The 23,518-nt window shown below is 72.9% G+C and carries 22 protein-coding genes; 14 read left to right on the top strand and 8 right to left on the bottom strand.

All coding sequences use genetic code 11. The features are described 5' to 3' along the window. Positions 1-9 precede the first annotated feature (9 nt). The 3 genes from pnuC to AB0K10_RS29355 all read left to right on the top strand — a co-directional run bounded on the left by pnuC (position 10) and on the right by AB0K10_RS29355 (position 3,087). Entirely contained in the window at positions 10-672 is a 663-nt protein-coding gene (pnuC, locus tag AB0K10_RS29345) for a nicotinamide riboside transporter PnuC (RefSeq protein ID WP_363688812.1), read from the top strand. Further along, complete coding sequence (locus AB0K10_RS29350; protein ID WP_363688814.1) at positions 669-1,793, top strand: AAA family ATPase; 1,125 nt, start codon at positions 669-671, stop codon at positions 1,791-1,793. The genes pnuC and AB0K10_RS29350 overlap by 4 nt, the downstream gene beginning before the upstream one ends. A gap of 295 nt (positions 1,794-2,088) precedes the next feature. Further along, positions 2,089-3,087: a TerC family protein gene (locus tag AB0K10_RS29355; protein WP_363688816.1), complete on the top strand. Its 999-nt coding sequence runs from the start codon at positions 2,089-2,091 to the stop codon at positions 3,085-3,087. 51 nt (positions 3,088-3,138) lie between these two features. Here the strand turns inward: AB0K10_RS29355 and AB0K10_RS29360 are convergent, their stop codons facing one another. Next, positions 3,139-4,056: an NlpC/P60 family protein gene (locus AB0K10_RS29360; protein WP_363688818.1), complete on the bottom strand. Its 918-nt coding sequence runs from the start codon at positions 4,054-4,056 to the stop codon at positions 3,139-3,141. Positions 4,057-4,116: 60 nt separating this feature from the next. Continuing rightward, positions 4,117-5,214 carry a dipeptide epimerase gene (locus AB0K10_RS29365; protein ID WP_363688820.1) on the bottom strand — a complete coding sequence of 366 codons (1,098 nt, stop codon included), beginning with the start codon at positions 5,212-5,214 and terminating at the stop codon, positions 4,117-4,119. 44 nt (positions 5,215-5,258) lie between these two features. Here AB0K10_RS29365 and AB0K10_RS29370 point away from each other — a divergent pair, with 44 nt between their 5' ends. Further along, positions 5,259-6,056 carry a tyrosine-protein phosphatase gene (locus AB0K10_RS29370; RefSeq protein WP_363688822.1) on the top strand — a complete coding sequence of 266 codons (798 nt, stop codon included), beginning with the start codon at positions 5,259-5,261 and terminating at the stop codon, positions 6,054-6,056. On the opposite strand, the gene AB0K10_RS29375 is transcribed toward AB0K10_RS29370, so the two are convergent. The 3 genes from AB0K10_RS29375 to typA form a co-directional block, all read right to left on the bottom strand. Further along, a complete protein-coding gene (locus AB0K10_RS29375) occupies positions 6,025-6,714 on the bottom strand; it encodes a lysoplasmalogenase (protein ID WP_363688824.1) in 690 nt (229 codons plus the stop codon). The two genes, AB0K10_RS29370 and AB0K10_RS29375, sit on opposite strands and share 32 nt — an antisense overlap. A 55-nt stretch (positions 6,715-6,769) precedes the next feature. Further along, a complete protein-coding gene (locus AB0K10_RS29380) occupies positions 6,770-7,621 on the bottom strand; it encodes a serine hydrolase (protein ID WP_363688826.1) in 852 nt (283 codons plus the stop codon). 113 nt (positions 7,622-7,734) lie between these two features. Beyond that, on the bottom strand, positions 7,735-9,603 hold the full coding sequence (typA, locus tag AB0K10_RS29385) for a translational GTPase TypA (RefSeq protein ID WP_363688828.1): 1,869 nt from the start codon (positions 9,601-9,603) through the stop codon (positions 7,735-7,737). Positions 9,604-9,736: 133 nt separating this feature from the next. On the opposite strand from typA, the gene AB0K10_RS29390 reads away from it, so the two are divergent. Both AB0K10_RS29390 and AB0K10_RS29395 read left to right on the top strand, forming a co-directional pair. Continuing rightward, complete coding sequence (locus tag AB0K10_RS29390; protein ID WP_363688830.1) at positions 9,737-11,128, top strand: DedA family protein; 1,392 nt, start codon at positions 9,737-9,739, stop codon at positions 11,126-11,128. Between the two features lie 33 nt (positions 11,129-11,161). Further along, on the top strand, positions 11,162-12,043 hold the full coding sequence (locus tag AB0K10_RS29395) for a transglycosylase SLT domain-containing protein (protein WP_363688832.1): 882 nt from the start codon (positions 11,162-11,164) through the stop codon (positions 12,041-12,043). Between the two features lie 46 nt (positions 12,044-12,089). On the opposite strand, the gene AB0K10_RS29400 is transcribed toward AB0K10_RS29395, so the two are convergent. Next, positions 12,090-14,216, bottom strand: coding sequence for an efflux RND transporter permease subunit (locus AB0K10_RS29400; RefSeq protein WP_363688834.1), 2,127 nt, complete (start codon positions 14,214-14,216; stop codon positions 12,090-12,092). Between the two features lie 123 nt (positions 14,217-14,339). Between AB0K10_RS29400 and AB0K10_RS29405 the strand changes: the two genes are divergently transcribed. From AB0K10_RS29405 to AB0K10_RS29425, 5 genes are all read left to right on the top strand, one after another. Next, entirely contained in the window at positions 14,340-14,855 is a 516-nt protein-coding gene (locus AB0K10_RS29405; RefSeq protein WP_363688866.1) for a MarR family winged helix-turn-helix transcriptional regulator, read from the top strand. A gap of 2 nt (positions 14,856-14,857) precedes the next feature. Then, positions 14,858-16,525 carry a CocE/NonD family hydrolase gene (locus AB0K10_RS29410; protein ID WP_363688836.1) on the top strand — a complete coding sequence of 556 codons (1,668 nt, stop codon included), beginning with the start codon at positions 14,858-14,860 and terminating at the stop codon, positions 16,523-16,525. 156 nt (positions 16,526-16,681) lie between these two features. Further along, positions 16,682-17,512 carry a hypothetical protein gene (locus tag AB0K10_RS29415; protein ID WP_363688838.1) on the top strand — a complete coding sequence of 277 codons (831 nt, stop codon included), beginning with the start codon at positions 16,682-16,684 and terminating at the stop codon, positions 17,510-17,512. Between the two features lie 108 nt (positions 17,513-17,620). Beyond that, positions 17,621-18,196, top strand: a complete 576-nt coding sequence (locus AB0K10_RS29420; protein ID WP_363688840.1) for a metalloregulator ArsR/SmtB family transcription factor — start codon at positions 17,621-17,623, stop codon at positions 18,194-18,196. Continuing rightward, entirely contained in the window at positions 18,193-19,473 is a 1,281-nt protein-coding gene (locus AB0K10_RS29425; RefSeq protein ID WP_363688842.1) for an MFS transporter, read from the top strand. The genes AB0K10_RS29420 and AB0K10_RS29425 overlap by 4 nt, the downstream gene beginning before the upstream one ends. Before the next feature lie 48 nt (positions 19,474-19,521). Here AB0K10_RS29425 and AB0K10_RS29430 read toward each other — a convergent pair whose 3' ends face one another. Next, on the bottom strand, positions 19,522-19,725 hold the full coding sequence (locus AB0K10_RS29430) for a cold-shock protein (RefSeq protein ID WP_007462771.1): 204 nt from the start codon (positions 19,723-19,725) through the stop codon (positions 19,522-19,524). Between the two features lie 183 nt (positions 19,726-19,908). Between AB0K10_RS29430 and AB0K10_RS29435 the strand changes: the two genes are divergently transcribed. Together AB0K10_RS29435 and AB0K10_RS29440 are read left to right on the top strand one after the other, a co-directional pair. Further along, a complete protein-coding gene (locus tag AB0K10_RS29435) occupies positions 19,909-20,604 on the top strand; it encodes a 50S ribosomal protein L11 methyltransferase (RefSeq protein WP_363688844.1) in 696 nt (231 codons plus the stop codon). A 101-nt stretch (positions 20,605-20,705) separates the two neighbouring features. Next, a complete protein-coding gene (locus tag AB0K10_RS29440; RefSeq protein ID WP_363688846.1) occupies positions 20,706-21,314 on the top strand; it encodes a VTT domain-containing protein in 609 nt (202 codons plus the stop codon). A gap of 212 nt (positions 21,315-21,526) precedes the next feature. Here the strand turns inward: AB0K10_RS29440 and AB0K10_RS29445 are convergent, their stop codons facing one another. Further along, positions 21,527-22,180 carry an MBL fold metallo-hydrolase gene (locus AB0K10_RS29445; protein WP_363688848.1) on the bottom strand — a complete coding sequence of 218 codons (654 nt, stop codon included), beginning with the start codon at positions 22,178-22,180 and terminating at the stop codon, positions 21,527-21,529. Between the two features lie 242 nt (positions 22,181-22,422). Between AB0K10_RS29445 and rsgA the strand changes: the two genes are divergently transcribed. Then, positions 22,423-23,493, top strand: a complete 1,071-nt coding sequence (gene rsgA, locus AB0K10_RS29450) for a ribosome small subunit-dependent GTPase A (protein WP_363688868.1) — start codon at positions 22,423-22,425, stop codon at positions 23,491-23,493. Positions 23,494-23,518: the final 25 nt, after the last annotated feature.

Below are 23,518 nucleotides of genomic sequence, written 5' to 3' on the forward strand. Positions count from 1 at the left end.
AGGAGCATTGTGATCATCGACTGGCTCACCGGCACCGCGTTCCGGATGGCCGGCACCGGCACCACGTGGGCGGAACTGCTGGGGTTCGCCACCGGCGTGGTCAACGTGTGGCTGGTGGCCCGGCAGCGGATCGCCAACTGGCCGATCGGCATCGCCAACGTGCTGCTGCTCATGCTGCTGTTCTGGGCCGCCGGCCTGTACGCCGACGCCGGGTTGCAGGTCGTCTACGTCGCGCTCGGGTGCTACGGCTGGTGGCACTGGCGCTTCGGCGGCGAGCGGCGGAGCCGACTTGAGGTGAGTCGGACCGGCCGGGGGGAGTGGCTCACGCTGGCCGTCGTCGGGGTGCTGCTCACCGGCGCGCTCTGGGCCCTGCTGGACCGGGCCACCGACTCGACGGTGCCGCTGCCGGACGCGCTGACCACGGCGCTGTCCCTGCTGGCGACGTACGGTCAGACCCGCAAGCGGGTGGAGAGCTGGTGGTTCTGGATCACCGCCGACCTGATCTACATCCCGCTGTACGCGTACAAGGGACTGCACCTGACCGCCGTGCTGTACCTGGTGTTCCTCGCCCTGTGCGTGGTCGGGCTGCGTGCCTGGCGGGCCGACCTGCGCCGCCCCGACCGCCCGACTCCGACCCCGGTGCCGCCCGGCCCGGCTCCGGCCACCGCGTGACGGCCGGGACACCCGAGCGCACGCCGACACCGCGCCGGCCGGGGCGGGCGCCGGTTCCCGAGTTCGGGCACGGGCTGGTGGTGGGCAAGTTCTACCCGCCACACGCCGGGCACCACGCGCTGATCGCGGCCGCCGCGGCCCGCTGCGCCACGGTCACCGTGGTGGTGGCACCGTCGCGGCGGGAGTCCATCCCCCTCGACCTGCGGCTGGACTGGCTGCGGGAGGTGCACGCGGACACGCCGTGGGTCCGGTTCGTCGGTCGGTATGACGACCACCCGGTGGACTACGCCGACCCGGCGATCTGGGACGCGCACTGCGCGGTGTTCCGCGAGGCGGTCGGACCGGGGTCGGTGGACGCGGTGTTCTCCTCCGAGGCGTACGGCGTGGAGCTGGCCCGCCGCTTCGACGCCGTACCCGTGGCGGTGGATCCGGATCGGCGGACCGTGCCGGTGTCCGGCACGGCGGTCCGCGCGGACCCGGCGGGATCCTGGCGGTTTCTGAGCCCGCCGGTGCGGGCCTGGTTCGTGCGGCGGGTGGTGGTGGTCGGCGCCGAGTCGACGGGCACCACCACGATGGCGGCGGCGCTCGCCGCGCACTATGACACGTCCTGGGTGCCGGAGTACGGCCGGGAGTTGACGGCCCGCAAACTCGCCCGGCTGCGGGAGCGGTCGCCGGAGGCGAGTGTCTTCGACGTCCGCTGGGACTCCGACGACTTCCGCGCGGTGGTCCGCGAGCAGCAGGCGGCCGAGGACGCGGCGGCCCGCTCGTCGGGGCCGCTGCTGATCTGCGACACCGACGCGCGGGCCACAGCGGTCTGGGAGGAGCGCTATCTCGGCGCCGCGTCGCCGCAGGTGCGGGCGGCGGCCCGCCGACCCGCGCTGTACCTGCTGACGGACCACCGGGGCGTGCCCTTCGACGACGACGGACTGCGCGACGGCGAGCACCTGCGGAGCTGGATGACCGAGCGGTTCCGGGCCGAGCTGGCGGGCTGCGGCGTGCCGGTGGTGGAGCTGACCGGGTCGCACGCCGCGCGGCTGGCGCGGGCCGTGGAGGCGTGTGACGCCCTGCTCGCCGCCGGTTGGTCCCTCTCCGACCCCATCGCCGCACCCCATACGAACTAGCCTCCTAGGATTTCCTGCGGAGTGTGTGGCGCCACCGTCCCCCTGGGTGTGATCACGGCGAGTGGTGGGCAACAATGGTCACCAAGGAGGGGAGTATTCCCCCGCGACGAAGTCGTCAGCACGGACGTCCGCCGGCATCTCGGCGCTCGACCCGGCTTCGTCGGTCGCCGGCCCGTTCGCGGGTCGGGGGCGGAAGAGACCTCCGACAGTCACCAGAGTGAGCGACAGCGGCACGCCAGCCCTCGCGGGGGCGTACGGTGTGCCCGACGCCGCGTGTCTGCCGGAGGAATGAACGTTGGACGTGTCCGGATTGGTGTGGGCGGGGACCCTCGTCGCACTGACTGCGGTGCTGCTCGTCGACCTGTTGATCATCGGTCGGCGCCCGCACGAGCCGAGCGTGCGGGAGTCGAGCCTCTGGGTCGCCTTCTACGTGGGCCTCGCGCTGCTCTTCGGCGCCGGGGTGTGGCTGACCGCCGGGGCCAGCTCCGCCGGGCAGTTCTACACCGGCTGGCTCACCGAGTACAGCCTCTCGGTGGACAACCTGTTCGTCTTCGTCATCATCATGGCCCGCTTCGGGGTGCCCCGGCAGTACCAGCAGAAGGTGCTGCTCATCGGCATCGTGCTGGCGCTGGTGATGCGTGGCGGGTTCATCGCCGCCGGCGCGGCGTTGATCTCGCAGTTCTCCTGGGTGTTCTACATCTTCGGCGCGTTCCTCATCTACACGGCTGTCAACCTGGCCCGTCAGGGTGAGCCGGACGAGGACGAGTTCTCCGAGAACCTGCTGATCCGCTGGAGCCGGCGGGCACTGCCGATCTCCAAGGGCTATGACGACGCGAAGCTGACGACCCGCGAGGGCGGGCGGCGGCTGTTCACTCCGATGCTCATCGTGATGATCGCGATCGGCACCACCGACCTGATCTTCGCTCTGGACTCGATCCCGGCGATCTTCGGCATCACGCAGGAGCCGTACCTGGTCTTCACCGCGAACGTCTTCGCACTGATGGGTCTGCGCCAGCTCTACTTCCTGCTCGGTGGCCTGCTCGACCGGCTCATCTACCTCAGCTACGGGCTGGCCGTCGTGCTGGGCTTCATCGGCGTCAAGCTGGTGCTGGAGGCACTGGCCGACAACAACCTGCCGTTCATCAACGGCGGGAAGCACGTCGGGTGGGCGCCGCACATCCCGATCTGGCTGTCCCTGCTTGTCATCATCGGCACGCTGGGCATCGCCACCATCGCCAGCCTGGCCAAGTCCGCCCGGGACCGGCGTCGCGAGCTGGCCGGGGTTCGACGCTGAACCGTCGTCGGCCGGGCCCGGAGACAGGCCCGGCCGGTGTGCGGCCCGCAGCTAGACCCGGTGCGCGCCGACGAGGGTGGCGAGCCGGTCGGCCGGTAGCGCTTCCTCCAGCACCCGCCGCCGCCGGTAGCAGGCGTGCAGCATCCGCCGGTCCGTCGGACCGTCGGCGACGGCGGTGACGATGCCGATGTGGTGGATCTTCCGGCCGGGGCGGGCGAAGAAGTAGAGGTCGCCGGGGCGCTCCGCGCCCAGGGGCAGCGGGGTCGTGGCGACGGCCTGGTCGTCGGCGTCGCGGGGCAGCAGCACGCCGAACCGACGCCAGGCCAGGTGGACGAGGCCGGAGCAGTCGATGCCGTACACGGAGAGCCCGCCCCAGATGTAGACCACGTCCAGCAGCCGCTGGGCCACCGCGAGCGCGTCGGCGGCGCTGGGTGGCGCGGTCGGCGCCGGGACGAGGTGCCCGTCGGGCAGCCAGTGCGGCGTGGCCTGAGCGGGGACGTGGACCGGCCGCCAGCCGTCGCGGGCCGCGCCGGCCGGGACGAGGCGGGTGCCGACGACGACCCCGGGCAGCGCCACCGGCCCGTCCGGGGCGGTGCGTAGCGCGGTGACTGTGGCGTCCACCACCAGCGGGTCACCGCTGACTGTGGGATCCACGGCTGTCAACTGGTCGGTGGGCAGCCAGCCCGGGTAGCCGCGGGGATCGAGCTTGGCGGCCGGCTGCTCGACGGCGACAACCCGCGCCCAGCCGTCCGGGCGCAGCTCGTCGATCAGCACCCGCTCGCCGAGCAGGAGCTGACTCAGCACGCAGTCGCCGACCTGCTGGTCGGTGTTCATCCCGCTCACCCAGGTCGGGATGTCGACGCCGGCGCCGAGCGCGGGACCGTCGACCGGCCGGACCGCCTCGGGCGAGGACCAGAGCGTCGCCACCGCGACTCGGACGATGGCCTCGCGGCCCGGTCGGAGCTCCACGTCAACCCCCAGCTCGTGTCGGCTGTCCCGGGGGCACCCTATGAAAGAAACCAACGATCATCAACCACGGCCCTGCATCTTTACTTCAGCAAGGCCGGAGATGCCCAGGCCAGGCGCGTCCGGCAACACCACCGTCGGCCCCTCGTAGCGGATCCCGCCCTGCACCGGCGACCAGGCCAGCCACCAGGCGGCGTCCAGGTCGGCGACCGCCGTGGTGCCGTACGCGGCGACCAGGCTCGCCGCCGCGCCGATGCCTACCTGACTCTCCATCATCGACCCGACCACAGTGCCGAGCCCGTGCGCGGTAGCCAACTCCAACAGGGTGCGCGCCGGGTGCAGCCCGCCGCACTTGGCCAGCTTCACGTTGACCAGGTCGGCGGCCCGGCGGCGGATCACCTCGACCAGGTCGCGGACCCCGAAGACCGCCTCGTCGGCCAGGATCGGCACGGACACCCGGTCGCTGACCCACGCCAGCCCGTCCAGATCCCAGCGGGCGACCGGCTGCTCGACCAACTCCACGTCCAGCCCGGCGTCCTCGATGCCACGGATCACCCGGACCGCCTCGCGCGGCGTCCAGCCCTGGTTGGCGTCGAGCCGGATCCGGATCCCGGTGCCGACCGCCGCACGGACCGCGCGTACCCGGTCCAGGTCGCCGGCCGCGTCCGTGCCCACCTTCAGCTTCAGCACGCCGAAGCCGTCGGCCTGCCGCTGGCGGGCGGCCGCCGCCAGATCCACCGCGTCGCCCGCGGCGAGGGTGACATCCGTCGGCACCCGCAGGGTGGTGCCGCCGAGCAACCGCACCAGGGGTACGCCCAGCCGCCGCGCTGCCAGGTCGTGCAGGGCCACGTCCACCGCCGCCTTCGCGGCCTCGTTGCCGACCACCGCGCGCTGCACCTCGGCGCAGCGGGCCACCAGGTCGTCCGGGTCACGCCCGGTGAGCAGCGGGCCGAGCAGTTCCCGTACGCACGCCTGCGCGCCGGCGACCGACGCGCCGGTGACCTGCCACACCTGCGGCGCCTCGCCGAAGCCGGAGCGACCATCGGCATCGATCAGCTCCACGACCAGGGTGTCCACGGTGGTGGTGCGGCGCAGCGCGGTGACGAAGGGGGTGTGTAAGGGGGCAGAAACCCGGTGGGTGCGTACCGCCGAGATCGTCATGTCGGGCACCCTATACGCAGGCACACGGCGGGAGGGGACACCGGATGGTCGCGCGGGACTGGGAGCTGGTGGGCGCACCGAACGCCCGTGACCTTGGCGGGCTGCTCGGCGCCGACGGTCGGAGGGTGCGCGTCGGACGGCTGATCCGCACCCCGGCGCTGGGTCGGCTCACCGACGAGGATCTGCTGGTGCTGGCCAAGCTGGGGCCGGCCTGCGTGCTCGACCTGCGCGCCTCCGCGGAGATCGACGTCGCCCCGGCCGACCGGCTGACCGGCCAGCCGCGGATCGTGCACCTGCCGGTGCACGACCCGGACCACCCGGTCTTCACGTACGTGTCGGCGGTGCTGCTCGGCCACGACCTCGACGCGTACGCGGAGCTGGCCCGGCAGGGCACGGCGGGGGCGATGGCCGAGATCTACAGGTGGTTCGTCACCGGCGAGTCGGCCCGGGTCAACTTCGGCGCGGCGGTGCGGCTGGCCGCGCGGCCGGAGAACCTGCCGCTGCTCTACCACTGCTCCGCCGGTAAGGACCGCACCGGCTGGCTCACCGTCGTCCTGCTCAGCGCGCTCGGCGTGGACGAGGCGGCGATCCGCGCCGAGTACCTGCGCAACAACGCGCTCACCGACAGCCTCCGCGCGGTGATCATCGAGGCGATGCGTCGCCGGAACCCCGAGCTGGACGTCGACGCGGTGCTGCCGGTGCTGGAGGTCCGCCCCGAGTATCTCGACGCCGGCTACCACGAGGTGCGCCGGGTGCACGGCTCGTTCGACGGCTACCTGCGCGACGGTCTCGGGCTGACCGAGGACGTCCTCACGGCGTTGCGGGCGCACCTGCTGGAGTGACCGGCGCCTCGGCGCGGGCGGCCCGACCGGTGACGATCAGCGCCTGGCCGGCCGCGTACGTCGCCATCACCAGGACCGGCGCGCCGGGTGGCTCCGCCACGCCGGCCACCCCGGCGGCGATCAGCAGGTCGGAGCCGAGGAACAGGGCGGCGCCGAGGCCGACCCGCCGGCCCTGGGTGACGGCGGTGGTGGCCATCGCGGCCAGGGCGAGCGCGTAGCCGGCCACCGGCACGGCCAACCCGGCGTCGGTGAGCCCGGACCACATCCAGGCCAGCGCGACGACGGTGAGCACCGCGTACCCCACCGGCACCGCGACCAGCGGTGGGCGGCGCAGCGCGGTCGCGGCGCCGTCTCGGGCGAAGGCCGCGAGGTAGCAGAGGTGCGTGCCGAGGAAGCAGGCCATGCCGGCGAGGAACCAGCCGCTGCCGGCGACCAGCAGCGCCACGTCGCCGCCGGTGGCGAAGGCCAGCCCGGCGAGCACCAGCCGGTCCGGCCGGGCGCCGCGGTCGGCGGTGACCCGCCAGAGGTACGCGGCGAGCAGCGGCATCAGCAGCGGCTTGGTGAGCGTGAACGCCAGGTCGCTGCCGGTGGCGTTGGCCAGCAGGTTCGCCGCGGTCACGGTGAGGAAGGCGGCCAGGATGGTGCGGCTGCTGGGCATCGGCGGCTCCGGGGTGGGGGGTCCGGGCAGCCTAGCCGGATCGGCGGGGGTTGGGTCAGAGGTGGTGGCGGGCGGCCCACACCTGGGCCGAGATGTGCGCGAGCAGCCGGCAGGCGTCGTCCTCGACATCGTCGTCGCCGCCGGCCAGGTCGGTGGTGGTGCACACGGCGAGCACGTACGGCGGGGCGTCTTCGGGCAGCACCACGCCGGCGCTGTGGCGCACACCGCGTACCCAGCCGTTCTTGAGCGCGATGCGGGTGCCCTCGGGCAGGCCGGCGGCCAGGTCCTCGCGGTGCTCCTGGGCGAGCAGCACGTCCAGCATGGCGCCGCAGCTGCTCGGCGAGGCGAGGCGGCCGGGCGTCGTGGCGCCGCTGGCCAGCGCGCCCAGCAGGGCGGCCAGGTCGGCGGCGGTGACGGTGTTGGTGATGCCTGCCTCGCGGGCGGCGAAGTCCTCGATGCCCCGGCCGGTGACGCTGTTGCGGGCGCCGGCCAGCGCCCACACCTCGGCCACCGCGGGCAGTCCGACGTGGCCGAGGACCAGGTTGGTGGCCAGGTTGCTGGATCGCACGATCATCCGCTCGGCGAGCCAGCGCAGGCGCGCGGTGCCGCCGAGCCGGTCCCACACGGCGTCGTCGTTGTCGTAGTGCGGGGCGCAGGAGAACCGGGGCGCGCCGGGCTGGGCCGAGTCGAACTCGTTGACCACCGGGACGTCGGCGTCCAAGTCCAGCGTGCCGGCCTCGGCGGCGCGGTGCAGCGCGGCCAGCACCCCCACCTTCATGGTGCTGGCGGCGTAGTGGCCGGCGTCGGCGTGCCGGGTCCAGGTCGGAAACGCGTCGAGGCGACACACGTACGCCGAGACGGTGCCCGGCACCCGGTCCAGATGGGCGTCGAGATCGTCCCAGGTCATGCCGGTGACCGTAGCCGATCACGGGACGGTCGGGCCCGCGTACCCCCGCCGGAAAACCGACGGGCGCGCCGGCCGCAAGCGGCCGACGCGCCCGGTGTCGGGTGCTGGTGTCCTCAGCCGGCGTGCTTGCGGCGGGCGGTGGCCCGGCCCCGCAGCTGCTGGTCGAGCACCACCTTGCGGATGCGCACCGTGGCCGGGGTGACCTCGACGCACTCGTCCTCACGGCAGAACTCCAGCGCCTGCTCCAGGGTGAGCTTGCGCGGCGGGACCAGCTTCTCGGTCTCGTCGGAGGTCGACTGCCGCATGTTGGTGAGCTTCTTCTCCTTGGTGATGTTGACGTCCATGTCGTCGGAGCGGGAGTTCTCCCCGACGATCATGCCCTCGTACACCTCGGTGGTCGGCTCGACGAAGAGCTGACCGCGCTCCTGCAGGTTGGTCATCGCGAAGGCGGTGACCGCGCCGGCCCGGTCGGCGACAAGCGAGCCGTTGTTACGGGTACGCAGCTCACCGAACCACGGCTCGTAGGACTCGAAGACGTGGTGCAGGATGCCGGTGCCGCGGGTGTCGGTGAGGAACTCGGTGCGGAAGCCGATCAGGCCGCGCGCCGGCACCAGCCACTCCATCCGGATCCAGCCGGTGCCGTGGTTGACCAGCTGCTCCATCCGGCCCTTGCGGGTGGCGAGGAGCTGGGTGATCGCGCCCAGGTATTCCTCCGGGGCGTCGATGGTCAGCCGCTCGACCGGCTCGCAGGTCTTGCCGTCGATCTCCTTGGTGACGACCTGCGGCTTGCCGACGGTCAGCTCGTAGCTCTCCCGGCGCATCTGCTCGACCAGGATGGCCAGCGCCAGCTCACCACGGCCCTGCACCTCCCAGGCGTCCGGGCGCTCGGTGGGCAGCACCCGCAGCGACACGTTGCCGACCAGCTCCTTGTCGAGACGGTCCTTCACCATGCGCGCGGTGACCTTGGCGCCCTTGACCCGACCCACCAGCGGCGAGGTGTTGGTGCCGATGGTCATCGAGATGGCCGGCTCGTCGACGGTGATCAGCGGCAGCGCGACCGGGTTCTCCACGTCGGCGAGGGTCTCACCGATCATGATCTCGGGGATGCCGGCGACGGCGATGATGTCGCCCGGACCAGCCGACTCGGCCGGCTTGCGCTCCAGGCCCTCGGTCATCAGCATCTCGGAGATGCGGACCCGCTGGGTGCTGCCGTCGGTGCGGCACCAGGCCACCGTCTGGCCCTTGCTGATCGTGCCCTGGCGGACCCGGCACAGCGCCAGGCGGCCGAGGAACGGGGAGGCGTCCAGGTTGGTGACGTGCGCCTGCAGCGGCGCGCCGTCCTCGTACGCGGGGGCCGGGATGGTGTCGAGCAGGGTGCGGAACAGCGGCTCCAGCGAGGTGCTGTCGTCCGGCACCGAACCGTCGGCGGGCTGGGTCAGCGAGGCGATGCCGTCGCGGGCGCAGGCGTACACGATCGGGAAGTCGATCTGCTCCTCGTCGGCGTCCAGGTCGAGGAAGAGCTCGTAGGTGTCGTCCACGACCTCCTTGATCCGGGCGTCCGGGCGGTCCACCTTGTTGATCACCAGGATGATCGGCATCCGGGCCCGCAGCGCCTTGCGCAGCACGAAGCGGGTCTGCGGCAGCGGGCCCTCACTGGCGTCCACAAGCAGGACCACACCGTCGACCATGGTGAGGCCGCGCTCGACCTCGCCGCCGAAGTCGGCGTGGCCGGGGGTGTCGATGATGTTGATGGTGACCGGGTCGGAGCCGTCCGCCGGCAGGTAGTGCACGCCGGTGTTCTTGGCCAGGATCGTGATGCCCTTCTCCCGCTCCAGGTCACCCGAGTCCATCACCCGCTCGGTGTTCTCGCCGCGGGCACCGTAGGCGCCGGCCTGCCGCAACATGGCGTCGACCAGGGTGGTCTTGCCGTGGTCGACGTGAGCGATGATGGCGACGTTGCGGAGGTCGGTGCGAAGCTGCATACCCTCTATCCTTCCGCCTGCGCTCGCGCAGGCTGCGTCGGGGTCACCCCCAGGTGCCCCTGATCTATGGTGAAACTGCTGTCCTGGTCGTTGCGCCGGCTGGCATGCTGGCTCCCGTGTCCCGGGGGCCTGAGTGCACGACCTGCTGACCTGGGTGCAGGGTCTGCCCACTCTGTGGATCTACCTGGTCGCCGCGCTGATCGTGGCGGGCGAGACCGCGGTGATCTTCGGCCTGCTGGTGCCGGGTGAGGCTACCCTGCTGCTCGTCGGCTTCCTCACCTACAACGGTACCTTGCGGCTCGGACCGACGTTGCTCGCGATGATCGTCTCGGCGTTCGCCGGGGACGCGCTGGCGTTTCGCGCCGGCCGGCGTTACGGGCCGAAGCTGCGTGCCGGGCTGGGCAACCGGGTCGGGCCGGAGCGGTGGCGCCGGGCCGACGCGATGCTCGCCCGCCTCGGCGGCAGGGGCGTGTTCGCGGCGCGCTGGGTGGCCTTCGCCCGCACCCTGGTGCCCCGGCTGGCGGGCGGGGCAGGCATGTCGTACCGGCGGTTCGCGCCCTGGAACCTGGCCGGCATCGTGACCTGGGTCGGCGGCTCGGTGCTGCTCGGTCACCTCGCCGGTGAGTCGTACGACACGGTCTCCCGGCTGCTCGGCCGGGCCACCGGCGCGGTGCTGGCGTTGCTGGCGGGGCTGCTGGGGGTCGTGCTCGCCGGGCGGTGGCTGGGCCGCAACCCCGATCCGGTGCGCGCCCTGCTGTCCCGGGCCGCCGCGCTGCCGCCGGTGCGCTGGCTCGGCGCCCGCTACGGGGTCCTGTTCTTCCTGGTGGCCATGCGGATCGGGCCGGCCTGGACGCTGCTGCTCAATCTGGCCGCCGGGCTGCTGCTGCTCTTCGCCGCCGGGCTGGCCATCGCCGGTCTGCTCGCCGTGGTGGTACGCAACAGCGGGCTGGCCGCGCTGGACGGGGCGATCGCGGCCTGGTTCGCCGCCCGCCGGACCCCGGACGCCGCCGACGCCACCCTGGTCGTGGTGTCGCTGGTGCGCGGGTGGTTGCTGATCGTGCTGGTGGCGCTGGTGGCGGCGGTGCTCGCGTGGCGCAACCGGCCGTGGCGGGCGGACCTGCTCAGCGTGGTGGGCACGGTGGGCGCGTTCGTGCCGCTGGTCGTGCTGGCAGTGGTGGCCGAGTTGATCGGGGACGAGGCCGTCCTGTTTCCCACCCAGAACGCCATCGTCGCGGCGAGCTTCTGCACCCTTGCCTGGCTGGTGTCCCGCAGGACCCACTGGCCGGTGGCGGTGGCCGCCTGGACGGTCGCCGCCGCGGGTGTGCTGGGGGTCGGCGCGGCGCGGCTCTACCTCGGCCTGGACACCGCGAGCGGTACGGCCGCGGCGGTGCTACTGGGGGTGCTGTGGACTGTGGTGTTCATGGTCGCCTGGGCCACCCGGGACCGCGCGGTGGGCGACCGGGAGCACCAGGCCGACCCGGTGCCGCCGCCGCAGGGGCCCCGCCGGCCGGTCGAACCTTGCTAGTCTGCGGCGACTGTCAGACGGGGGAGGAACACGATGCGTGTACGGACCGGTCGGGTGGGCGCACTCGTGCTCGCCGGGTTCCTGCTCGCCGGTGGCGCGGTCGGCTGCGCCGGTAAGGGGGAACGCCCACAGGACCAGGCCGCCCCCGTCTCCGTCGCCGAGACGCCGGTGGAGGACGCCGCCGCCGACGAGCCCACCGACGAGCCGAGCCCGTCGGCGAGCGCGGTGGCGGCCCTGGGCACCGCCCCGAGCCGCAAGCCGTCCGCGTCGCCGTCGAAGAAGCCGACCCGTTCGACAGGCGCGGCGCCGAAGCCCCGCGCGGTCGCCAAGCCGCCCACCGAGACGAAGGTCCCGCCGCCGCCACCGAAGCCCGCCCCCTCGTCCTGCAAGCCCAGCTACAAGGGCCCCCAGGCGAGCCGCGCCGACGTGAAGGCGGCACTGAGCGCCGCCGCCGGCCGCACCTACTGGCCCAGCTCGGCGCCGGAGCTCAAGATCCCGCTGAACCTGGTCAAGGCCACCGCCTGGCAGGAGAGCGGCTGGCAGTCCAACATCTACGCCTGCGACGGCGGCGTCGGGTTGATGCAGGTGATGCCGGCCACCGCGACCTGGATGAACCAGCGGTTCGAGCAGAGCTACGACATCGCCGACTACCAGGACAACGCGTACCTGGGGGCCAACTACCTGGCCTGGCTGACCAAGTACATCGGCGACATGTACTTCGAGGCCGACTACCGGCTCGACGCGGACCTGTGCACCGCCGAACTGGACTCCTGCCTGCTCAACGCCGTCATCTCCGCGTACAACTACGGGCACGGGGCGGTGGCGCGGGAGGGCAAGCCGCTCGCCATCCCCAATCCGTCGTACGTGCGCAACGTGCGGGCGCTGATGACCGAGTGCGTCTGTCTGGGGTACTGAGCACACGAAAAGGGGCGGGGTCGAGCCCGCCCCTTTTCCGTGCGCGTCAGTCCCGCGCGGTCACCGGCTCGCGCGTCGCCGGGACGTCGGCGCCCGGGTGGGCGTCGACGCGGCCCGGCCACCAGAAGCGGTCCGCGAGCACGAACGCCAGCGCGGGCACCAGCACCGTGCGGACCAGCAGGGTGTCCAGCAGGACGCCGATGCAGACGATGACGCCGATCTGCGTGAGCGTGATCAGCGGCAGCACGCCGAGCACGGCGAACACCGCGGCGAGCAGCACACCGGCGCTCGTGATCACACCTCCGGTGACCCGCAACGCGGACAGCATCCCGGCGCGGGTGCCCGCGCTGCGGGCGTCCTCCCGGGCGCGGGTGACCAGGAAGATGTTGTAGTCCACGCCGAGCGCCACCAGGAACACGAAGGCGAGCAGCAGCACGCCGCTGTCGAGCGCCGGGAAACCCAGCACGTGGTCGAAGAGCAGCCACGCCGCGCCGAGGCTGGCGAAGAACGACGCGATCACGGTGAGCACCAGCAGCACCGGCGCCAGCAGACCCCGCAGCAGCAGCACGAGCACCGCGCCGACCAGCAGCAGGATGATCGGCAGGATCAGCCGCAGGTCACGGTCGTTGGCCCGCTCGGAGTCGTACGTGGCGGCCACGGTGCCGCCGACGATCGCCCCCGAGGGTGCCTCGGCTCCGGCGGCGGCCGGGGGAGCGGAGTCGGGAACGGCGGCGACCGCGTCGCGCAGCGCCTCGATCGTGCGGTCCGAGGCGGTCGTGCCGGGCTCGGCGTCCAGCACCACGTCGACCTGGGCGACGGTGCGGCCGGCGTCGCCGGGCCGCGCCGAGGCGACGCCGGGTACGGCGGCGGCGACGTCGGTGACCGCCCGCACCGCCGCCGGGCTGGTGAGCACGGCCACCGGCTGGGTGCTGCCGGCGGGAAACGCGCGGGCGAGGGTCTGCGCCGCAGTGACCGCTTCCGGCTCGGCCCGGAACTGCTCGGTCTCGGACAGTCCGGTGCGGATCCCCAGTCCACCCAGCGACAGACCGGCGAGCAGCACTGTGGCCAGCACGGCGACCACCACCGGGCGGCGCTGCACGGCGGCGCCGAGGCGGCCCCAGAGCCGACCCTCCCGGACCGGGCCGTCGACGCGGGGCACGAACGGCCAGAACAGCCCGCGACCGAAGAGCACCAGGACGGCGGGGAGCACGAACAGCGCCGAGGCCATGGCGAAGACCACCCCGGTGGCGCAGGCGACGGCCAACGCCCGGTTCGTCTCCTGCTCGCTGAGCAGGAGGGTGAGCACGCCGAGCACCACGGTGCCGCCACTGGCCAGGATGGGCTCGGCGGTACGCCGCAGCGCGGCGCGCATCGCCGCGTACCGGTTCTCCTCGCGCCGCAGTTCCTCCCGGTAGCGGGCGATGAGCAGCAGGGCGTAGTCGGTGGCGGCGCCGAAGACCAGCACGCTTGCGATGCCGGTGACCTGACCCTGCTGGAGGTTGATCCCGACGGCCGGCACGATCGTGTCCACCGCGCGCAGGGTGAGCTGCTCGGTCGCCGCGACCACGACCAGCGGCACGATCCACAGGAACGGACTGCGGTACGTGATCAACAGCAGTAACGCGACCACTGCGGCGGTCACCGCGAGCAGGGTGACGTCGGCGCCCTCGAAGACCGAGGACAGGTCCGCGGTGAAGGCGGGTGCGCCGGTGACCTCGGCGGTCAGCCCGTCCGGCAGCGCCGTCAGCGCGTCGCGCAGCCGGGTGACGCTGTCGGTGACCGCCTCCTGACCGCCCGCGGTGTCCAGCGGGACGGCGACGAGCGCGACAGTGCCGTCCGGGGAGACCTGCGCCGGGCTGACCTGCCCGCCCACCGCGAAGCGACCCAGGTCGCCGGAGCGGGCGGCGAGGGTGGCCCGGTCGGCCTCGCTCAGCGCCCCGCCGTCGCCGCGACTGACGACCACGATGGCCGGCTGGACATCGTGCGACGGCAGTTGGTCCTGCAGGCGCTGCACCTGGGTCGACTGCCACTGGGCCGACAGGCCTGTCGCGGACACCGGCGCCGGGTTGTCCGGCCGGGGGCTTCCGAAGACGGCCGCGCCGACGACGAGCGCGGCGGCCACGGTGAGCCAGGCGGCCAGCCTGCCGCGCGCGACAGTGGTGAAGACGGACATCGCTGACCCCTAGGTCTGTCGAGCGTCGAGTATCTTGATGGCCGAGATTATCGACGGTTGTTCTATGCTGCAACCCGGGGACCGACGACGGGAAAGAAGCGGCGCGAGGTGGCGACTCACGGCATGTACCGGCGGCGTGACACGCGCCGCGACCAGCTGGTCGCGGAGATCACCAACAACCTCCGGCGGTACGCGGTGGACGCCCAGCAGGTCGGCCACGCCTTCGCCAACCTGCACGGCCTCAACCCGACCGACCTGAACGCGCTGATCGCGGTCATGGACGCCGAGCTGTTCGGCGATCCGATCACCCCCGGCCGCCTCGGTGCGCAGCTCAACCTGTCGTCCGGTTCGGTCACCGCGTTGATCGACAGGCTGGAACGGGCCGGGCACATCCGCCGGGACCGGGACACCGTCGACCGGCGCAAGGTGCTGCTGCACTACGCGGACCAGGGCGCCGCGTTGGCGACCGAGTTCTTCCGGCCGCTGGGCGCCCGGACCGACACGGTGATGGACCGCTTCGGTGAGGACGAGCTGGAGGTGGTGCACCGGTTCCTGGCGGAGATGAGCGAGTCGCTGCGGGCGCATCGCGACGCGGTCCGCGCCGCCCGGCCCGAGCCGCCCCACCGGGCGACGGGCTGAGCGTGCCGGGTCAGCTCGTCGCCCGCCTCGCCGCCGCCGCGCTGCGGCTGCCCGCCGTGCGTCCCGGCCCGGTGCGGATCACCCGTGACATCCCGGTCCGGGTGCGGGACGGCGTCGTGCTGCGGACCGACCACTACGCCCCCGGCGACAGGCCCGCCCCGGCCGTGCTGATCCGCACCCCGTACGGGCGGGGCGGGCCGTTGCGGCTGCTCGGCCGGTTGCTCGCCGCGCGCGGCCGACACGCGGTGATCCAGTCCTGCCGGGGCACCGGCGGCTCCGGCGGCACGTTCAACCCGCTGGTGCACGAGCGTGACGACGGGGTGGACACCCTGGACTGGCTGCGCCGCCAGCCCTGGTGGTCCGGAGCGCTCGGCATGTTCGGGGTCAGCTACCAGGGCTTCGCCCAGTGGGCGCTGGCCGCCGACGCCGGCGAGGATCTGCGCGCGATGGTCGCGGTGGTGACCGCGTCGTCCACCCGGGACTCAACGTACGCGGGGGAGTCGTTCGCCCTGGACACCGTGCTGACCTGGGCCGAGCTGCTGCACGCCCAGACCGTGCCGAGGCTGGCCCGGCAGTGGGAACTCAAGCGTGGGCAGCCCCGCCTGGCGGCCGCCCTGGACCACCTGCCGCTGGCCCAGGCGGACCGGGTGGCCACCGGCGTCACGATCCCGTTCTTCCAGGAGTGGCTGCGCCACCACGACCCCGACGCCGCGTACTGGCGCAGCCGCGTCTTCGCCGACCGGGTGGCCCGGGTGCGCGCGCCCGTGGTCATGGTCACCGGCTGGCACGACATCTTCCTGCCCGCCCAGCTCGACGACCACGCCACCCTGCGTGCCGCGGGCGCCCGGCCGCGGCTGGTGATCGGCCCGTGGACACACGGCAGCCCAGGCCTCTTCGTGGCGGCGCTAGGCGAAGGACTGACCTGGCTGGACGAGCACCTGAACAGGTCCGCGGCCGATGAGCGACTGCCCACCGGGCGGTCTCGCGGGGGCCCGGTCCGGCTGTACGTGGGCGGTGCCGGCGGCGGTTGGCGGGATCTGCCGGACTGGCCACCGCCTGCCACCGACACCGCGTGGCACCTGCACGCGGGCGGCGAGCTGGCGACCCGTCCGCCGCGACCCTCGACGCCGGACGAGTTCCGGTACGACCCGGCCGACCCCACCCCGTCCCTCGGTGGTCCGCTGCTGGTCGCCAAGCGAGCCGGCCCGGTGGACAACCGGCACGTCGAGGCCCGGTCCGACGTGCTCACGTACACCAGTGCCCCGCTCACCGAGCCGGTCGAGGTGATCGGCGACGTACGCGCGGAGATCCACGTCCGCAGCGAGCTCGCGTACCTGGACGTCTTCGTCCGACTGTGCGACGTGGACCGGCGGGGACGGTCCCGCAACGTGTGCGACGGGCTGGTCCGGGTCACGCCCGGCCGGTTCACCGCCGACGGTTCCGGGGCGCTGCGGGTTTCGGTGCGGCTCTGGCCGACCGCGCACCGGTTCGTGGCCGGTCACCGGCTGCGCATTCAGGTCGCCGGCGGCGCACACCCGCGCTGGGCGCGCAACCCGGGCAGCGGTGAGCCCCTCGGCACGGCGGTTACGCTGCGTGCCGGCCGACGGCAGGTCCTGCACGACCCCACGCATCCCTCGGCGTTGTGGCTGCCGATCGTCCAATTCGAATAGACCCCCGCTGAGCTGGGCATTCATGTTTTTCTCGGGCTATGGTTGGGTCAACGCCCGGCGCCGTGCACCAGTAGGCCGGGCTCGCCCGAAAAGCAGACACCGCGTACGCGGTGTGATGTCGTGCGCTCGGCCCCCGCTCATCGAAAGGGGGGCCCCATGACGCGGACTCCGACGAACCTGTTGGCCGTCCGAAGTCTCCTTCTCACTCATCTCAACGTCGACCCGAACACCGACCGCCCGGCCGATCTGGAGCCGGCAGAGGTGGGGATCGTCGGCGATCCGGCCCACCGCGGCGGCTACCACTGTGGATCGGACCGGGTGGTGACCAATGACTACTCGGTGGTGGAGTCGTCGCGGGACCGCGACGGCCTGACCCTCGACGCGGCGGCGTTGGACGTCGGCGGCTTCGAGGTCCGCTCCGGCGGACGTACGCACACGCTGCCCAGCTTCTCGATCTGGTGTGTGGGGGAGTGCGCCGCGAACGCGACGGACACCCGGGACATCCGCGAGATCATCTACAGCCCCGACGGTACGACCGTGAAGCGGTGGGACCGGCTCGGCAAGCGCACCAGCGGCGACAGCTCGCACCGCTGGCACACCCACGTCAGCTTCTTTCGTGACGCCATCAAGGCCGGCCGCGACCAGCGGCCGCTCTTCCACCGCTACCTGACCAGCATCGGCCTCATCAAGGGAGACGACGACATGGACATGACCGCAGGCGAGCGACAAGCGCTCATCGAGGACATCGCCGCCGGAGTGCTCAACGCGCAGTTGGGCCGGTCCGGGCCGTCGCTGGGAAACGCCGTGCAAACCACCTACGTGCAGGTCGCCAAGCTCGCGGCGGCGACCGGCCAGGACCCCACCAACGCCGAGGCCATCGTCGCGGGTGTCCTCGCCGGGCTGTCACCGGAGCGCATCGCCGCCGCGATCCCGTTGAGCCTCGCCAAGCAGGTCGCCGACGAGCTCGCCCGCCGGCTCGTCGCCTGAGCGGGAGGCGGCCCGTCCCACCGGGCCGCCTCTCTTCATCGGCCATCCGCAACAGCTATTGGGCAATACATATTGCGCAACTACTGTTGCGGATGCCATGGTGGGGGCATGAACACGCCCGACGTACGCCAGGTCACCGACTCGCGGGTGCTGGCCGCCATGGCCCACCCGCTGCGCCGCCGCCTGATGGACGTGCTCAAGGTGCACGGCCCGTCGACAGTCGGTCTGCTCGCCGAGCGCACCGACCAGGCGCCCGCGAACGTCAGCCACCACCTCAAGGTGCTCGCCGCCGCCGACCTCGTCACCGAGGCCCCCGAGCTGGCCCGGGACCGCCGCGAACGGTGGTGGCGACTGGTCACACGGGGAGTTGCCTGGTCCAGCCGCGACTTCGACGCCGACCCGGCCGCCCGGGCCGTCGCCGACGCCGCCACCTCGCTCAACCTGGACCGGCACGTCGCCCTGGCCCGGGCCTGGCACGCCGCCGACGAGTCGGCGCAGGCCACCTGGGCCGACGCGGCGTTCTCCAACGACCGGTGGCTGCACCTCACGCCGGACGAGCTGGCCGAGCTGGGCCGCGAGGTGACCGACCTGCTGGCCCGCTGGGGTGAGCGCGGCGTGCCCGACGACGGGGGCGAACGACGGCCCGTCTTCGTGTTCGTCCACGGCGTACCGGCCCGGCCGTGACGGCGGCCACCCGCACCGACCCAGGCCCGGTCCGACCGGCCGGGGGGCTGCTGTGGCACCGCGACTTCCGCCTGCTCTGGGCCGGGCAGACGGTCAGCAGCATCGGTAGCAACGTCACCACTGTCGCGCTGCCGCTGGTGGCGGTCGCCGTGCTCGACGCCGGCACCTTCCAGGTGGCGGTCCTCACCGCCGCCGCCTGGCTGCCCTGGCTGCTGATCGGCCTCCCGGCCGGTGCGTGGGTGGACCGGCTGCCACGCCGACCCCTGATGGTGGTCTGCGACCTGATCTGCGGTCTGGCCTTCCTGAGCGTGCCGGTGGCCGCTGCCCTGGGCCGCCTCACCGTCGCGCAGTTGCTGGTGGTGGCGCTCGGCGCGGGCACCGCGCGGGTCTTCTTCGAGACCGCCGACCAGGTCTACCTGCCGGTGCTGCTGCGGCCCGAGCAACTGCCCGAGGGGAACGCGAAACTACAGGCCACGCAGACCGCGAGTTACGTCGTCGGGCCCGGCATCGCCGGTCTCATCGCCCAGCTCACCGGCGCGGTCGCCGCGTTGCTGCTGGACGCGGTGACGTTCCTGCTCTCGGCGATCTTCCTGTTGCGCATCCGCACCGCCGAGCCGCGCCCCACCCGGCCGGACCGGTCCCGGTCGCTGCGTCGCGACATCGCCGAGGGGCTGCGCTTCGTCGCCCGCGACCCGTACCTGCGGGTGTTGACGGTCTTCGGCGCGGCCAGCAACATCGGACTGACCGGCTACCAGGCCGTCCTGGTGGTGTTCCTGGTGCGGGAGCTGCGGCTCGCGCCGGGCCTGGTGGGCGTGCTGGTTGGCGTCATGAGCGTCGGGGGAATCATCGGCGCGCTGCTGGCCACCGCCCTGGCCCGCCGATGTGGCACCGCGCGCGCCATGCTGATCGGGGCAGCGCTCACCGGCCCACCCGCCCTGCTCATTCCGTTGGCCGCGCCGGGCGTCGGGCTGCTCTGGCCGGCCCTCGGCGGCGTGCTGATCGGCCTCGGAGTGGCCATCGGCAACGTGATCAAGGGCGCCTTCAGGCAGGCGTACACGCCGCACCACCTGCTCGGTCGCGTGACGGTGAGCATGCATCTGCTCAACTTCGGCGCCATCCCGCTGGCGGCCGTTCTGGCCGGAGCCCTCGGCGCCCGCTACGACGCCGGCACAGCGATAGGCGTGATGACCGCCTGGTTGGCGATCACCCCGCTGATCCTGCTGATTGGTCCGCTCCGGCGGCGGCGGGACCTGCCCGCCGCCCCGGCAGCGTGTTGAGTGCACTGCGACGGCGGCCGGGAACCGACCGCCGTCACCGGCACGGAGCTACATCGGGCGGACGTTGTCCGCCTGCGGACCCTTCTGCCCCTGGGTCACCTCGAACTCGACCTTCTGGCCCTCGTTGAGCTCCCGGTAGCCGCTCGAAGCGATGGCGGAGTAGTGGACGAACACGTCCGGCCCTCCACCATCCTGCTCGATGAAGCCGAAGCCCTTTTCCGAGTTGAACCACTTAACCGTGCCGGTTGCCATGCATCTCTCCCTGTTCAAAGCGGCGGACCATCGGCCCGTGGCCGATGGTCGCCCGTACCTGTTCGACAGTAACGGGCAAACGCCCGATCTGCCGGCCGAAGTGCCGTAGGTGTTTACTTGAACTCAGATGAAATCTGTGCGCGCCGGCATGCGAAAGCCGCCCCGACCACCCTCCGCTGCGGCATGCTTGCGCCGATGAGGGGTGCCGCAGCCACCGCGCTGACCGAGCTGGAGCGCGAGATCGACGCGCCCGGTTCCGGCCTGGACCGGCTCCACCTGGTGCCCACCCCGTTCGTGCCGGAGGTGTGGCTGCACCTCGCCGAGGACGCGATCGTCTGGTGGGCGCGGATGGAGGCGCTCGCGGGGCACGCCCTGCCGCCGCCGTACTGGGCCTCCGCCTGGGCCGGTGGCCAGGCCCTGGCCCGGCACCTGCTGGACCACCCGGAGCTGGCCGCCGGACGCCGCGTCATCGACCTCGCCGCCGGATCGGGGCTGGTGGCCATCGCCGCCGCGCTGGCCGGCGCCACCCACGTCGTGGCGAACGACATCGACTCGTACGCCGTGGCGGCCATCACGCTCAACGCGCGCGCCAACCGGGTCGCCGTCGACGTCAGCGGCGAGGACCTGCTCGACAGTGCCGGCGTCGACGCGGACCTGGTGGTCGCCGGAGACGTCTTCTACAGCCGCCCGATGGCCGAGCGGATGCTGCCGTTCCTGCGACGGGCCGTCGCCTCCGGCGCGGAGGTGCTGGTCGGAGACCCCGGCCGCGGGCACCTGCCGGCCGACGGGCTGCGGGTGCTGGCCGACTACCCGGTGCCCACCACCGAGCCGTCGGTGGACTCGTCGCTGCGCCGGGTACAGGTGCTGCGACCCACCTGACGCGCGAGCCCTCTCAGGGGCGACCCCGAGACGGATACCAGGGGACCCTGGGGGCTGCGACCGGATGTCCCCGGCGGTACGGCGGCCATAGCGTACGAGGCATGACGCAATGGCTGGCCCAGGTCGGAGAGCTGCCCATCCTGGTGCTGATGGGCGTGCTCGGGCTGGTCATGCTCTTCGACGCCGTACCGCTGCTGGGCGTGCTGATCCCCGGTGACGTGGCGATCCTGGCCGCAGTCGGGGTGGGCCGCCCGTCCACCGGGCTGGCCACCTTCGCCGCGGTGCTGGTCGGGTGCCTGGCCGGCTGGTCGCTGAGCTTCCTGGTCGGTCGCCGCTACGCCGAACCCCTACGTCGCAGCCGGATCGGGGGCTGGATCGGCGAGTCGCGCTGGAGCGCGGCGGAGGGAATCCTCAGCCACGGTGGCGGCCGGATGATGATGGTCGCGCCGTTCCTGCCGGTGTTCAACGCGCTGCTGCCGCTGGCCGCCGGTGGCCTGCGGATGTCGTACCGCCGGTTCCTCGGAAGCGCGGCCCTCGGCGCGGCCGCCTGGGCCGGTCTCTACCTGGCGCTGGGCACCGCCTCGCGGGCGCTGGCCGGGCTGCTGCCGGGGGCACCCAGCCCGCTGCTGGTCACCATGGGGGTGGGGCTGGTGCTGGCGTTTGTCGTGCTGGTGGGGGCGCGGCGCCGGTTCGCTGCTCTTGCTGGGTGAGCTTGTCGCTTGTCGCTTGTCGCTGGTTGCGGTGGGGGGCGGGGGCCTGCCGTGCCCGGCTCCGGGCGGTCAGGCTTGATCCCTGCGCCGGGCACGGCAGGCCCCCGCCCCCGTTTTGGTGGCGGTTCGTCCGGTGGTGCCGCGTCCCACCTCGCGGTTTGTGGATCTTTTGTGGTTCTCGGTCAGCGTTTGGTGACCCTGATGTGGTGGGGTTACCAGCCTCTTGCTTTCCACTGGGGGAGGGCTGGGCGCTCCGCTCCCAGGGTGCTGTCCTTGCCGTGGCCCGGGTAGAACCAGGTGTCGTCCGGCAGCTTGTCGAACAGCTTGTGCTCGACGTCGTCGATCAGCGCGGCGAAACGCTGCGGGTCCTTGTCGGTGTTACCCACGCCACCCGGGAAGAGGCTGTCGCCGGTGAAAAGGTGCCCGGTGCCGTTGGGGTCGCGGTAGAGCAGCGCGATCGAACCCGGCGTGTGGCCCTTGATGTGGATGACCTCCAGCGCGCAGTCACCGACCGCGACGGTGTCGCCGTCGGCCAGCCGCTCCGCCTCGATCGGCAGCCCGGCCGCGTCGTCGGCGTGTACGAGCGCCCGCGCGCCGGTCTTGGCGACCACCTCCTCCAGCGCCACCCAGTGGTCCATGTGCTGGTGGGTGGTGACCACTGCGGTCAGACCGCCGTCGCCGACCAGCTCCAGCAGCCGGGGCGCCTCGTTGGCGGCGTCGATCAACACCTGCTCGCCGGTGCCGGTGCAGCGCAGCAGGTAGGCGTTGTTGTCCATCGGGCCCACCGACAGCTTGCTGATGGTGAGCCCGTCCAACTCCCGTACCGCCGGCGGGCCGCCGTGGGTGACATCTCCGCTGTAGGTCATGACGTGTCCGTATCCGTTCCGGTGGAGTGGGCAGGGGACTGCCGGGGTCGACGGCGAGCGTGGCCCAGTCGACCCTAGCCGGCCCGCGCCGCGCCGTCGTCGCGGAAATCGCTTTCGGCGCGTCGCCCCGCGCCCTACCGTCGGCCTCACAAGCGGCACCGGGACGTCGGACGGAGGTGGTGTTCATGCCGGACGTGGCACGCGTGTTCCGCCATCACCAGCTCGACACCGATGAGGATGCCATGACGATCGATCTGACCGCCCTCGGCTGGGACGCCGACCGGGCGACGTACGCCGCCCGACGCGGCGAGCACCACCCCGGCCGGGTGGCCCGCGTGGACCGGGGGGTCTGCACGGTGCTCACCGCCGACGGTCCGGTCCGGGCCAGCCTCGGCCCGTCCGTGCTGGCCTCCGCCGTCCGGGACCCCTCGGCGCTGCCCTGCGCGGGGGACTGGGTGCTGCTCACGCACTGGCCCGACCGCCGGATCACCGTGGCGGTCGTGCTGCCCCGGCGGGCCGCGCTGATCCGCCGTACCGCCGGCAAGGATGCCAGCGGCCAGGTGCTGGCCGCCAACCTCGACGCCGCCGCCGTGGTGGAGCCGGTGCACCCGGAACCGGACGTCGGCCGCATCGAGCGGCTGCTCTCCCTGGTCCACGAGTCCGGGGCCCGGCCCATCGTGGTGCTCACGAAGGCCGACCTCGCGGCCGACCCGGGCGCGCTGGCCCGCCAGCTCGCCGCGATCGCCCCCGGCGTGCCGGTGCTGCCGGTCAGTGCCGAGCGCGGCACCGGTCTGGACCCGCTGCGCGCCGAGGTCGCGCCGGGCCGCACGCTGGGGCTGCTCGGGCCGTCCGGCGCGGGCAAGTCGAGCCTGGTCAACGCGCTCGCCGGCGCGGTGATGATGCCGACCCAGGCGATCCGGCGGGTCGACGGCAAGGGCCGGCACACCACCACCTGGCGGGCCCTGGTGCCGATCCCGGGCGGCGGCGCGGTGATCGACACACCAGGCGTACGGGCGGTCGGTCTGCTCGACGGCGTGGCCGGCCTGGACCGGGCGTTCGCCGACATCGCCGGGCTGGCCGAGGGCTGTCGGTACGCCGACTGCGGCCACGACGGCGAGCCGGCTTGCGCGGTCCGCGACGCGCTGCGGACCGGTGAGCTGTCCACCCGTCGGTGGGAGAGCTGGCGGCGTCTGCAGTCGGAGGTCACCCACGAGAGCCGGCGGCGTGAGGCGCGGCTGGCCGCGGAGCGGCGTGGCGGCTGGCGCTCGGCCCGGCGTCGGGCGGCGCGGCCACCGTCGCCCGGAGGTTACTGACGGCTGTCGTACGCGGGCTCGGCGG

The sequence above is a fragment of the Micromonospora sp. NPDC049274 genome, assembly GCF_040678875.1.
In the GTDB taxonomy this organism is placed as follows: Bacteria; Actinomycetota; Actinomycetes; order Mycobacteriales; family Micromonosporaceae; genus Micromonospora.

Bases quoted from the DNA above. Each gene is read 5' to 3' on its own strand.
- AB0K10_RS29365 (WP_363688820.1), bottom strand. From the start codon at position 5,214: ATGACGATCTCGGCGGTACGCACCCACCGGGTTTCTGCCCCCTTACAC.
- AB0K10_RS29370 (WP_363688822.1), top strand. From the start codon at position 5,259: ATGGTCGCGCGGGACTGGGAGCTGGTGGGCGCACCGAACGCCCGTGAC.
- AB0K10_RS29375 (WP_363688824.1), bottom strand. From the start codon at position 6,714: ATGCCCAGCAGCCGCACCATCCTGGCCGCCTTCCTCACCGTGACCGCG.
- AB0K10_RS29380 (WP_363688826.1), bottom strand. From the start codon at position 7,621: ATGACCTGGGACGATCTCGACGCCCATCTGGACCGGGTGCCGGGCACC.
- typA (WP_363688828.1), bottom strand. From the start codon at position 9,603: ATGCAGCTTCGCACCGACCTCCGCAACGTCGCCATCATCGCTCACGTC.
- AB0K10_RS29395 (WP_363688832.1), top strand. From the start codon at position 11,162: ATGCGTGTACGGACCGGTCGGGTGGGCGCACTCGTGCTCGCCGGGTTC.
- AB0K10_RS29400 (WP_363688834.1), bottom strand. From the start codon at position 14,216: ATGTCCGTCTTCACCACTGTCGCGCGCGGCAGGCTGGCCGCCTGGCTC.
- AB0K10_RS29405 (WP_363688866.1), top strand. From the start codon at position 14,340: ATGTACCGGCGGCGTGACACGCGCCGCGACCAGCTGGTCGCGGAGATC.
- AB0K10_RS29415 (WP_363688838.1), top strand. From the start codon at position 16,682: ATGACGCGGACTCCGACGAACCTGTTGGCCGTCCGAAGTCTCCTTCTC.
- AB0K10_RS29420 (WP_363688840.1), top strand. From the start codon at position 17,621: ATGAACACGCCCGACGTACGCCAGGTCACCGACTCGCGGGTGCTGGCC.
- AB0K10_RS29430 (WP_007462771.1), bottom strand. From the start codon at position 19,725: ATGGCAACCGGCACGGTTAAGTGGTTCAACTCGGAAAAGGGCTTCGGC.
- AB0K10_RS29435 (WP_363688844.1), top strand. From the start codon at position 19,909: ATGCTTGCGCCGATGAGGGGTGCCGCAGCCACCGCGCTGACCGAGCTG.
- AB0K10_RS29440 (WP_363688846.1), top strand. From the start codon at position 20,706: ATGACGCAATGGCTGGCCCAGGTCGGAGAGCTGCCCATCCTGGTGCTG.
- AB0K10_RS29445 (WP_363688848.1), bottom strand. From the start codon at position 22,180: ATGACCTACAGCGGAGATGTCACCCACGGCGGCCCGCCGGCGGTACGG.
- rsgA (WP_363688868.1), top strand. From the start codon at position 22,423: ATGACGATCGATCTGACCGCCCTCGGCTGGGACGCCGACCGGGCGACG.